10 protein-coding genes and 1 tRNA gene are annotated in these 11705 nt (G+C 60.8%); 7 read left to right on the top strand and 4 right to left on the bottom strand.

Translation table 11 applies throughout. The annotated features are described in order from the left end of the window. The coding region (locus tag AACZ55_RS07965; RefSeq protein ID WP_339644954.1) for a LysR substrate-binding domain-containing protein at nt 1–550 on the top strand (550 nt) is incomplete at its 5' end. Nucleotides 551–669: 119 nt separating this feature from the next. Here AACZ55_RS07965 and choV read toward each other — a convergent pair. The 3 genes from choV to choX all read right to left on the bottom strand — a co-directional run bounded on the left by choV (nt 670) and on the right by choX (nt 3552). Then, on the bottom strand, nt 670–1707 hold the full coding sequence (choV, locus tag AACZ55_RS07960) for a choline ABC transporter ATP-binding protein (RefSeq protein ID WP_338607696.1): 1038 nt from the start codon (nt 1705–1707) through the stop codon (nt 670–672). Further along, nucleotides 1704–2546 (bottom strand): choline ABC transporter permease subunit, encoded by an 843-nt coding sequence (gene choW / locus AACZ55_RS07955; RefSeq protein WP_338607697.1) that lies wholly within the window; start codon nt 2544–2546, stop codon nt 1704–1706. Before choW ends, choV begins: the two co-directional genes overlap by 4 nt. A gap of 76 nt (nt 2547–2622) precedes the next feature. After that, nucleotides 2623–3552 carry a choline ABC transporter substrate-binding protein gene (gene choX, locus AACZ55_RS07950; protein ID WP_339644950.1) on the bottom strand — a complete coding sequence of 310 codons (930 nt, stop codon included), beginning with the start codon at nt 3550–3552 and terminating at the stop codon, nt 2623–2625. A gap of 102 nt (nt 3553–3654) precedes the next feature. Here choX and betI point away from each other — a divergent pair, with 102 nt between their 5' ends. The 4 genes from betI to betA are packed head-to-tail and all read left to right on the top strand — an operon-like array spanning nt 3655 to nt 8895. After that, nucleotides 3655–4245 (top strand): transcriptional regulator BetI, encoded by a 591-nt coding sequence (betI, locus tag AACZ55_RS07945; protein ID WP_339644947.1) that lies wholly within the window; start codon nt 3655–3657, stop codon nt 4243–4245. Further along, entirely contained in the window at nt 4242–5762 is a 1521-nt protein-coding gene (gene betC, locus AACZ55_RS07940; protein WP_339644944.1) for a choline-sulfatase, read from the top strand. Before betI ends, betC begins: the two co-directional genes overlap by 4 nt. Further along, a complete protein-coding gene (betB, locus tag AACZ55_RS07935) occupies nt 5762–7222 on the top strand; it encodes a betaine-aldehyde dehydrogenase (protein WP_339644957.1) in 1461 nt (486 codons plus the stop codon). The genes betC and betB overlap by 1 nt, the downstream gene beginning before the upstream one ends. Nucleotides 7223–7233: 11 nt before the next feature. Then, complete coding sequence (gene betA / locus AACZ55_RS07930; RefSeq protein ID WP_339644941.1) at nt 7234–8895, top strand: choline dehydrogenase; 1662 nt, start codon at nt 7234–7236, stop codon at nt 8893–8895. A 121-nt stretch (nt 8896–9016) separates the two neighbouring features. Here the strand turns inward: betA and AACZ55_RS07925 are convergent. Further along, a tRNA-Gly gene (locus AACZ55_RS07925) sits at nt 9017–9090 on the bottom strand. Between the two features lie 401 nt (nt 9091–9491). Here AACZ55_RS07925 and AACZ55_RS07920 point away from each other — a divergent pair. Together AACZ55_RS07920 and AACZ55_RS07915 are read left to right on the top strand one after the other, a co-directional pair. Beyond that, entirely contained in the window at nt 9492–10751 is a 1260-nt protein-coding gene (locus tag AACZ55_RS07920) for a glycine betaine/L-proline ABC transporter ATP-binding protein (protein WP_339644938.1), read from the top strand. Next, entirely contained in the window at nt 10744–11676 is a 933-nt protein-coding gene (locus tag AACZ55_RS07915; protein ID WP_339644935.1) for an ABC transporter permease subunit, read from the top strand. The genes AACZ55_RS07920 and AACZ55_RS07915 overlap by 8 nt, the downstream gene beginning before the upstream one ends. The last annotated feature ends 29 nt before the right edge of the window (nt 11677–11705 follow it).

Below are 11705 nucleotides of genomic sequence, written 5' to 3'. Positions count from 1 at the left end.
GCCGCGGCTGGGCGATTTTCTTGCAGCACATCCGGGCGTCACGATCAATCTTTCCACCCGTATCCGGCCGATCGATTTCACTGCCGAACGGTTCGATGCGATGATCTATTTTGGCAATGGGGAGGCGCCCGACGCGGTGCACATGCGGCTGTTCGACGAGCGCGTCACGGCCTGCCTCGCGCCGCGCCTGCTTGCCGACCACCCGATCGGCACCCCCGGCGATCTGGCCGGCCTGCAGCTTTTCCAGCTCGAAACCCGGCCCAGAGCATGGGATGCATGGTTTGCCGGGCAAGGAGCAATGCCCTTACCCGTTTCGGGCATGATGTTTGATCAGTTCGCCCTGATGATCGAAGCGGCCATTGCCGGTCTGGGGGTGGCATTGCTGCCCCACTACATTGCGCAAAGCGAGATCGCGACGGGCCGGCTAAGCCCAGTGCTCGAACCAGCTGTCGCGGGCACCGGCTCTTACTGGCTGGCCTGCCCCCTGGCCCGCGTATCCTACCGCCCCCTCGTCGCGCTGCGAGACTGGCTGGCAGCCGAGGTGCCCTAGCGCCTCGGGATGGCATGGTCGCCGCGCCTGCCCTTCACACGCGCTACGACCGTCCCATGGCAAAGCCGTTCTCGAACCGGTTGGCATTTTGCGGTTCAGAGGCAAGCAATCTTGCTGCCTTAAGCGCTGCCGTTCTCCTTGGACTGCAACGCGGAAATGATCTCCTTGTTGGTGATTGCACCAACAGGTTCGCCCGCCTCAGTGACCCCGATTACCGAGGCCCCCTGGGATAGGGAATCGATGACCTCGGAAACCGGTGTCTCGAAATCGACTTGCGTGTCCGAATTCTCCGACAGAGCCGTGGTCATGACGTCGCCGGCCCGCAGGACGTTGAGGGGGTTCATGTGAGCGACGAAGTCCTCAACATATTCATTGGCCGGATTGGCAATGATTTCCTGGGGTGTGCCGCACTGGATAATCCGACCGCCTTCCATGATGGCGATGCGATTGCCGAGTTTGAAGGCCTCGTCGAGATCGTGGGAAACGAAAATGATGGTCCGCTTGAGCTTTTCCTGCAACCCGAGCAATTCGTCCTGCAGCCGCGCGCGGATCAACGGATCGAGTGCTGAAAACGGCTCGTCCATCAAGAGGATAGGCGCCTTGGTGGCAAAGGCGCGGGCCAGCCCGACACGCTGCTGCATGCCGCCTGAAAGCTCGCTCACCTTGTTGTCGGCCCAGTCCGATAAGCCCACGAGTTCGAGCTCTTCGCGGACCTTGTCCTCACGCTCGGCCTTGCCCATGCCGCCCAGTTCGAGCCCGAGCGCCACATTGTCGAGCACGTTGCGCCAAGGCAGCAGGCCGAACTGCTGGAACACCATGGCCACGCATTCGCGGCGCAGTTTCAGCAACTCGTCGCGGCTGCAATTGGCCGGATCAACCGACCAATCGCCACTCCTCACCGTCACATTGCCGCGCACCACGGGGTTAAGCCCGTTAACCGCGCGCAACAGCGTGGACTTGCCGGACCCCGAAAGGCCCATGAGCACGACGATCTCGCCCTCTTCCACTTCGAGTGAGCAATCGTGCACGCCGAGAACCTGATTGGTTTCCTGCTGGATGTCGGGCCGGCTCATGCCCTGGTCCATCAGCGGCAGCGCCGTTTCGGGCTTGTCGCCGAAGACGATATTGACCTTGTCGAAAATGACGGCCTTGCTCATTGCTTGTTGTCCTGTCCGATCCGCAGCATGCGATCGAGAATGATCGCCACGACCACGATGATAAAGCCGCTCTCAAAGCCCAGCGCCGGGTTGACCTGATTGAGTGCGCGCACCACGGGCACCCCAAGGCCATCGGCACCGACCAGCGCGGCCACCACCACCATGGACAGCGAAAGCATGATGGTCTGGTTGAGCCCCGCCATGATCTGGGGCAGCGCGTAGGGTAGTTCGACCTTTATCAGCTTCTGTCCGCCAGTGCCGCCAAACGCTTCGGCCGCCTCGAGCAACGGGGTCGGGGTCGAGGAGACCCCCAGATAGGTCAGCCGGATAGGGGCGGGCAGAACAAAGATGACAGTTGCAAACAGGCCCGGCACCATGCCGATGCCAAAAAACACGATGGCGGGGATGAGATAAACGAAGGGAGGCAGCGTCTGCATCAGATCGAGAATTGGCTGTAGCACCCGGTAGAGCCCCGGACGATGCGCGGCGGCAATCCCGATCGGCACGCCCACGGCCATGCACACGATACACGCGCTCAGGACCAGGGTCAGGCTCTCGGTCATTTCCTCCCAATATCCCTGGTTGAGCACGAAGAGAAAGCCGAGCGCGACGAGCAGGCACGTCTTCCAGTTGCGCTGCAACACCCAGGTCAGGCCCACGAAAAGCGCGCCGATGACGAGGGGATGGGGCGTCTGCAACAGCCACAGAAGTGCTTCGATCAGCCACTCGGCGCCCTCGGCCAGCCCGTCGATGACCCCGGAGAGATTGTCCCGAATCCAGTTGAAGAAATTGCTTGCCCAGGCTCCGACAGGAATCTTGTTCTCAGTCAGCCATTCCAATGGCTCGTCCCCGCAATAATTGTAAAATCAGATAACCGGCCCGGCTGGTTGAGCCGGGCCGTCTCGTGCGCCGGCCTTAAAGGTCGAGCGCTTCGCGCACCGCGGCCTCGGCATCGCCACCGTCGACGGTGGTCACGCCATCGAGCCAGCTCAGCGCCAGGTCGGGATTGTTCTGCATCCACTCCATGGTGGCCGCATCAGGATCCATGCCCTCGTCGAGGATCATCCCCATGATCTGGTTTTCCATAGGCAGCGTGAAGCTGAGGTTTTCAAGGAAGGTGCCAAGGTTCGGGCATTCTTCGACAAACCCGGTGCGGGTGACGGTATAGACGTTGCCCTCGCCGCCGAAGAACTCTTCACCGCCCTCGACATAGCTCATGTCGAAATTGGAATTCATCGGGTGCGGCTCCCAGCCAAGGAACACGATGTCCTCGTCACGCTCGACGGCCCTCCCGACCTCCAGGAGCATGCCCTGTTCGGAGCTTTCGCGAACTTCGAAATCGCCAAGACCGTGGGCGCCTTCCTCGATCAGGCCAACCAGATAGGTGTTGGCTTCATTGCCCGGCTCGATGCCGTAGATCGTCGAATCGAGCTCTTCAGCAAAATCTGCGATGTCGTCATAGGTCCGCAGGCCCTTTTCATAGGTGTAGGTGGGGACTGCCAGATTGTATTTCGTGCCCTCGAGATTGGCCGACACGGATTCGATTTCACCGCTGTCGAGATAGGGCTGGATAGCGGCCTGCTGGCTGGGCATCCAGTTGCCCAGAAACACGTCGACGTCGTCGCTCTCGAGCGAAGCAAAGGTTACCGGAACCGAGAGAACGCGGACGTTGACGTCATATCCAAGCGCTTCGAGCACCTGCTTTGTGGCCGAGGTCGTGGTGGTGATGTCGGTCCAGCCGACATCCGAAAACGAGACCGATGTGCACTGAGCCTGAGCGAACGCAGCGCTCGAGACCAGCGAAAGCGCGAGCGCGCTGGTCAGCGTAGCGGCGTGTTTGATCATTACCATCTCCTTGGTGATGCGGTGTGAAATTGTTGATTGACTGGTCAATCAAAAACAAAATATGAGGAGATGTAAACCCAGTTTCTGATATCGGTGGAAAATATGGCCAGCAAAGGCATGCCGATCCTGCGCCGAAAGGCTTTGATTTCGGCAACGATTGCCGAGATTGGAGAGGCCGGAACGCTCGACGTTACTGTAAGCCAGATTGCAAAACGTGCAGGAATGTCTTCGGCCCTGGCGCACCATTACTTTGGATCCAAGGATAAGATCTTTCTCGCCGCCATGCGCCATGTATTGGAAACTTTCCGCCTTTCGGTCGCCCAGCGTCTGGAATCCGCAAAAAATCCCCAGGAGCGGATCGATGCCATCATCGATGCGAGTTTCGAGGAGAGCCAGTTCGAGCGCGAGATCGTCGCCGCCTGGCTGGCCTTTTACGTGCGCGCCCTGCAATCGAAGGACACCCGCCGCCTGCTGCAGGTCTATGCCCGCCGGCTGCATTCGAACCTGGTGTTCAACCTCCGCCAACTGTTCGACGATGCGACCGCGCAGGCGGTAGCGCAGGGTCTGGCCTCCCTGATCGACGGCTTTTATATCCGCCACGCGCTCCAGGACGAGGTTCCGGACCGTGGCGCCACCCGCGACATGGTCCGGGACTATCTCGACCTCTGGCTCGAACGGAAAGGACGCACTTGACGGCCCGCCCCAACATCCTCGTTCTCATGGTCGACCAGCTCAACGGGACCCTGTTTCCCGACGGCCCGGCCGACTGGCTGCATACGCCCAATCTCAAGGCACTGGCGCAACGCTCGGTGCGGTTTGCCAACACCTATACCGCGTCGCCTTTGTGCGCACCGGGCCGGGCGAGCTACATGTCGGGGCAGTTGCCGCGCGGCACGCGCGTTTACGACAACGCAGCCGAGTTCGCGTCCGACATCCCCACCTACGCCCATCACCTGCGGCGCGCCGGGTACCGCACGGCGCTCTCGGGCAAGATGCATTTTGTCGGCCCCGACCAGCTTCATGGCTTTGAGGAGCGGTTGACCACCGACATCTACCCCGCCGATTTCGGCTGGACGCCCGATTACCGTAAGCCCGGTGAGCGTATTGACTGGTGGTATCACAACATGGGCTCGGTCACTGGCGCCGGGGTGGCCGAAATCTCCAACCAACTCGAATATGACGACGATGTTGCCTTTCAGGCCGTCGCCAAGCTCTACGACAATGCGCGGGGCAATGACGATCGTCCCTGGATGCTGACCGCCAGCTTTACGCATCCGCACGACCCCTATGTCGCCCGCCGCAAATACTGGGATTTGTACGAGGATTGTGCGCATCTTGATCCCGAGGTGCCCGCCATTCCCTATGACGACCTCGATCCGCATTCGCAGCGGATCTTTGATGCCAATGATTGGCGCTCCTTCGACATCGGGACCAACGATATCCGCAAGTCGCGCCGCGCTTACTACGCCAACATCTCCTACCTCGACGACAAGATCGGCGACATTCTTGAGGTGCTGGACGCGACCGGCCAGACCGACAACACCATCATCGTCTTCGTCTCCGACCATGGCGACATGCTTGGCGAAAAGGGCTTGTGGTTCAAGATGAGCTTTTTCGAAGACTCCGCGCGTGTCCCGCTGATGGTCGCGGCACCGGGCCTTGAACCCCGCCGCGTCGATACGCCTGTCTCCACCCTCGACGTCACCCCGACCTTAGCCGATCTCGTCGGTATCGAACTGGGCGAAGTGACCCCGTGGACCGACGGCGAAACGCTCATGCCACTGGCGCGGGGCGGCGTCCGCACGACCCCGGTCCGCATGGAATACGCTGCAGAGGCGTCCTACGCCCCGCTCGTCGGCATCGTCGAGGGCTGCTGGAAATTCATAAGCTGCGTGCTCGATCCCGATCTGCTGTTCGACCTCGAAACCGATCCGCACGAACTCACCAATCTTGCGTCAGACCCCCGGCACGCGGAAACCTTGGCGCGCCTGAAATCCATGGCGTCCGAATTCTGGGACCTCAAAGCCTTCGACGCCGAAATCCGCCAGAGCCAGGCGCGGCGGCATGTTGTCTATGAAGCGCTGCGCAACGGCACATACTTCCCGTGGGATTTCGAGCCGCTCCAGCGCGCTTCGGAGCGCTACATGCGCAATCACATGGACCTCAACCACCTCGAAGACTCCAAACGCTTTCCCCGAGGCGAACAATGATCAACGCTCAGCCCAAGGCCAGCCATTTTATCGACGGAACCTATGTCGAAGACACCGCCGGCAAGGCCATCGACTGCATTTTTCCGGCCACCGGCGAGGTGATCGCCACGCTCCATTCGGCAACGCCCGCCATCATCGACAAGGCTCTCGAGTCCGCCCATCGCGCTCAAAAGCAATGGGCCACCCTCACGCCCGTGGCGCGCGGCCGCGTCCTGCGCCGCGCCGCCGACATCATCACGGCGCGCAATCAGGAACTGAGCGAACTCGAAACCCTCGACACCGGCAAACCGATCCAGGAAACCCTGGTCGCCGATGCCACTTCGGGCGCGGAAGCTCTGGAATTTTTCGGCGGCATTGCACCGACGATCAATGGCGAAGCCATCCCTCTGGGCGAGGATTTCGCCTATACCCGCCGCGAACCGCTCGGCGTCTGCGTCGGCATCGGCGCCTGGAACTACCCCACCCAGATCGCCGCCTGGAAGGCCGCCCCCGCACTGGCCTGCGGCAATGCCATGGTGTTCAAACCCTCCGAACTCACCCCGCTGTGTGCGCTGGAGCTGGCCGAAATCTTCGTTGAAGCCGGCGCGCCCGCGGGCCTGTTCAATGTCATCCAGGGCTATGGCGATGTCGGCGCGGCTCTCGCCACTGACCCGCGCACCGCCAAGGTGTCGCTCACCGGCTCGGTCCCCACCGGACGCAAAGTTTATGCAGCAGCAGCCGAAGGCATACGCCACGTGACGATGGAACTGGGCGGCAAGTCGCCCCTCATCGTCTTCGAGGATGCCGATATCGAAAACGCCGTCAGCGCGTCCATCAACGCCAATTTCTATTCCAGCGGCCAGATCTGCTCCAATGGCACGCGCGTATTTGTCCATGAGGCGGTTCACGACCAGTTCGTGGCCCGCCTTACCGAACGCACTGACAGGGCGGTGATCGGGGATCCGCGAGACGAAGCGACCCAGATCGGACCTCTCGTCTCCGCCGCCCAGCGCGACAGGGTTCTTTCCTATATCGAGATCGGCAAAGCCGAGGGCGCCCGACTCGAATTCGGCGGCAGCGTGCCGCGCAACTTCGCCGCCGCCGGGTTCTATGTCGAACCGACCCTCTTCACCGGCGTCACCGACGACATGCGCATCGCGCGCGAGGAGATTTTCGGGCCGGTGCTCTCGGTTCTCTCGTTTGCCAGCGAAGACGAAGTGATCGCACGCGCCAATGGCAGCGATTTCGGTCTGGCGGCAGGTGTGTTCACAAAAGACATCACCCGCGCCCATCGTACGGTCGCCGCGCTCGAAGCGGGAACGTGCTGGATCAACACCTACAATCTCACGCCGGTGGAAATGCCGTTTGGCGGCGTCAAACATTCGGGCGTGGGCCGCGAAAACGCGCGCGCGGCTATCGAGCACTATTCGCAGGTCAAGTCGGTCTATGTCGCCATGGGCGACGTCGAAGCCGCGTTCTGAGGGGGCCGGACATGCGTGCAGATTTCGTCATTATCGGCTCGGGCTCGGCCGGTTCGGCCATGGCACACCGTCTGAGCGAGGACGGCCGACACAAGGTCATCGTGCTCGAATATGGCGGCACCGACATCGGCCCGCTCATCCAGATGCCCGGCGCCTTGAGCTACCCCATGAGCATGTCGCGCTACGACTGGGGGTTCAAATCCGAACCCGAGCCCGGCCTGGGTGGACGCCGGCTGGCGACGCCGCGTGGTAAGGTGATCGGCGGTTCGTCCTCGATCAACGGCATGGTCTATGTGCGCGGCCATGCACGCGATTTCGACCATTGGGCCGAAGCCGGAGCGGCCGGCTGGAGCTTTGCCGATGTGCTTCCCTACTTCAAGCGCATGGAGCATTGGCATGCGGGGGGGCACGGCGGTGATCCCGACTGGCGCGGCAAGGACGGACCGCTCCACGTCACGCGCGGCCGGCGCGACAACCCCCTGTTCAAAACCTTCGTCGAAGCCGGCAAGCAGGCCGGGTTCGAAACAACCGACGACTATAATGGGCAAAAGCAGGAAGGCTTTGGCCCCATGGAACAGACGGTCTGGAAAGGCCGACGCTGGTCGGCGGCCAATGCCTACCTCAAACCCGCCCTCAAGCGCGACAATATCGAACTCGTGCGCTGCTTTGCCCGCAAGGTAGTGATCGAGAATGGCCGCGCCGTTGGCGTCGAGATCGAGCGGGGCGGCAAGATCGAGACTGTCTTTGCCGACCGGGAGGTGATCGTCTCCGCTTCGGCAATCAACTCGCCCAAACTGCTCATGCTTTCCGGCATCGGCCCCTCCGCCCATCTCAAACAGCATGGCATCGATGTCGTCGCCGATCGGCCCGGCGTCGGCCAGAACCTGCAGGACCACCTCGAACTCTATATCCAACAGGCCTGCACTCAGCCCATAACGCTCTTCAAGCACTGGAACCTGCTGGGCAAGGCGCTTGTCGGCGTGCAATGGCTGTTCTTCAAGACTGGCCCCGGTGCCTCCAACCAGTTCGAAAGTGCTGCCTTCGTGCGCTCACGGGCCGGCGTCGAATACCCCGATATCCAGTACCATTTCCTGCCCATCGCCGTGCGCTATGACGGCCAGGCTGCCGCCGAAGGACACGGGTTTCAGGCTCATGTCGGGCCGATGCGCTCGAAATCGCGAGGCTCTGTGACGCTCAACTCGTCCGATCCGGGCGAGGCCCCAAAAATCTTTTTCAACTACATGTCCGATCCCCAGGATTGGGCGGATTTCCGGCACTGCATCCGGCTGACCCGCGAGATTTTCGCTCAGCCTGCCTTCGATCCCTATCGCGGCAAGGAGATCCTGCCCGGTGAGGCCGTCCAGTCCGATGATGCGCTGGACGCCCATATCCGCGATCACGCCGAAAGCGCCTACCACCCCTGCGGCACCTGCAGGATGGGCCAGGCCGACGATCCCATGGCCGTGGTCGATCCGCACTGCAAGGTGATCGGAGTCGAAGGCCTGCGTGTCGCCGATTCCTCGGTCTTTCCGCGCATCACCAACGGCAATCTCAACGCACCCTCGATCATGGTCGGCGAAAAAGCGTCCGACCATATTCTGGGCAAGCCCGCGCTTGCGCCGGAAAATGGCGAGCCATGGATCAGTCCGCTTTGGGACGAGAGTGACAGGTAAGAGATTTATCGATCAAAGCCGGAAAATTCCGCCGGTATTATCCAGATTGCCGGACGGAACCCTTGAGCAGGCGGCGTTCCTCAAAGACTGCGCCGAAAATCCAAGATCGGCCTAGGAAGACTGGAGCGGGTGAAGGGAATCGAACCCTCGTCGTAAGCTTGGGAAGCTTCTGCTCTACCATTGAGCTACACCCGCACGCGTCGGCGCTGATCGAGCGCTGATCGAGCGCTGATCGAGCGCTTGTGTGCTGCAAATCGGGACAATCGTCAAGGCAGATACGCTGGCCACTTCAGTGCCGGCTCCGATCTCCCAAAAAGTTTACCTTGGCGCTTTTCCAGTCATTTTAGCGCCTCTCGCCGCAATCCGATGAGCGATCTGATGATCTCGCAACGGCAATTGCGGCAAAAAATCGGCGTCGCGCTGTTGATATCGCGCTCTTGGGGGCCTATTGTCTTGATCAACATTCAATCTCTGCACGATGACCGGCCAGCCTTTATGTCGATTCTGGCCCGGTGTCTTTTTGTGTTCAACAGCTAAAGTGCGAATACAGAACGATATTTACAGTCTTCGCGTGCAAATTTTCAACAAGGAGACACATGGCAGTCAAATTATCGGTACGAAACGTCTTCAAGGTCTTCGGTGAAAAAACCGACGCCGCTCTCGAACTGCTCGAGAAAGGCAACTCCAAGGAAGACATTCTCGAGCAGACGGGCGCCACGGTGGGCGTGCAGGATGCGAGCTTCGATGTGGGCGAAGGCGAGATCTTCGTCGTCATGGGACTCTCGGGCTCCGGCAAATCGACCCTGGTGCGTATGCTCAACGGCTTGATCCCACCCACGTCGGGCTCGATCATGATCGATGGTGCGGACGTCGCCAGCTGCTCACAAGACGAGCTTCGCCGCATAAGGCGCGAAAAAATCACCATGGTGTTCCAGCACTTCGCGCTGTTTCCTCACTGGTCGGTGGCCGACAATGCCGCCTATGGACTGAAGGTGAAGGGAACCAAACCTGCCGAACGCCGCAAAAGAGCGCTCAAGGCGCTTGAACAGGTCGGGCTTACCGCTTGGGCTGACAGTCTGCCTGCCGAGCTTTCGGGCGGAATGCAGCAGCGCGTTGGCTTGGCGCGCGGTCTTGCGAACGGCCCTGAGGTGTTGCTGATGGACGAGCCATTCGGCGCGCTCGATCCGCTCATCCGCCGCGAGATGCAGGACGAACTGATCGAGCTTCAAAAGACGCTGAAGAAAACCATCGTCTTCATCACGCACGATCTGAACGAGGCTCTGCTGCTTGGTGACAAGATCGCCATCATGAAAGATGGCCGGTTCGTCCAGGTCGGTACGGCGCAGGAAATCGTTTCCAATCCAGCCGACGATTATGTCGCGGCCTTCGTGGCCGACATCGATCGCGGCCGCGTCTTCACCGCAGAGGACGTCTCGAACGATCCCGCGGCCATGAAGCTGGGCACCGACACGGCTGAGGACGCCATGCGCGCCATGGAGGATCTCAACCGCAACGCCCTCTACGTGGTCAACGACAAGAACATGATTGCCGGCGTGGTGACCTATCAGGATCTGGCTGCGGCGACGCTGAATCTGGAAGAACCGAATCCGGTTCTGGAAAAGGTCATGCTGACTGAATATCCCACCGTGGATGCCGATGTGCAGCTCAACGACCTGTACGGCGCGGCAAGCGGTGGACTTCCGATCGCCGTGACGGATAGCAAGGACCGCCTGGTCGGTGTCGTCGAACCGGAGGCTGTGTTCGCACAACTTTCCGGCGATGAGGAAACCGTCCTCTCCGAGGCATCCGAAGCACCCCCGGCGCAAGATTCTGAAAAGGAGAGCGCAAATGCTTAGTCCCGGCGACCTCCTCATTATCCCTTTCGACGACTGGATCAATGATTTCGTCCGCGGCTGGCTGGTGCCGAACTTTCGGCCCTTGTTCCGCGCAGCGCAGGTTCCTATCACGTTGGTTCTCAACGCATTGGACGATTTTTTCAATTTCGTCCCCATGCTTCTGACCACCGCAGTCTTCTCCCTCGCCGCGTGGAAATGGGCTGGCAAGGGCATGGCAATTTTCACGATCATCGGCTTTTTCTTCATCGACATGATCGGTCTCTGGCCGGAAACCATGACGACGCTGGCCATGATCCTGACGTCGGTCTTCTTTTGCACGATCATAGGGGTGCCCGTCGGCATCCTGGCAGCCGGCTCGGACCTGCTATGGAAAATCGTGCGTCCGATTCTCGATATCATGCAGACGATTCCCTCGTTCGTTTACCTCGTACCGATCGTCATGCTGTTCGGCGTCGGGATGGCGCCGGGGATCATCGCCACTATCATCTTCGCCCTACCCCCGATCATCCGGCTGACCAATCTGGGCATTCGCAATGTACGCGGGGATCTGGTCGAGGCGGCTCATGCTTTCGGCTCCACACGATGGCAAATGCTGACTGATCTTCAGATTCCGCTGGCCTTGCGCACCATCATGGCGGGCCTGAACCAGACGCTCATGCTCGCGCTCTCGATGGTCGTCATTGCCGCCCTTATCGGCGCAGGCGGTCTCGGGCTCGTGGTCAACACCGGTCTTGGCCGGCTTGATGTGGGCGGTGCCACGGCAGGCGGCGTCGGAATCGTCATCCTCGCCATCGTACTGGATCGCATTACCCAGGGCCTGGGCGAGCAGAACCAGACCAACACCGTTTCGTTGCGCCAGGTACTCTCGAACCTGCTTCGCCTTCAGGGCAGCAAGCAGGCCGAACCAACCCGCAAGGCGGCCTGAGCTGCCGTTACCCAATGACGCGGTGGCTA

This window comes from uncultured Pelagibacterium sp. (genome assembly GCF_963972885.1).
Lineage (GTDB): Bacteria > Pseudomonadota > Alphaproteobacteria > Rhizobiales > Devosiaceae > Pelagibacterium > Pelagibacterium nitratireducens.
The sequence above is the reverse complement of the archived record's forward strand: the minus strand, read 5'-3'. Positions and strand labels throughout refer to the sequence as shown.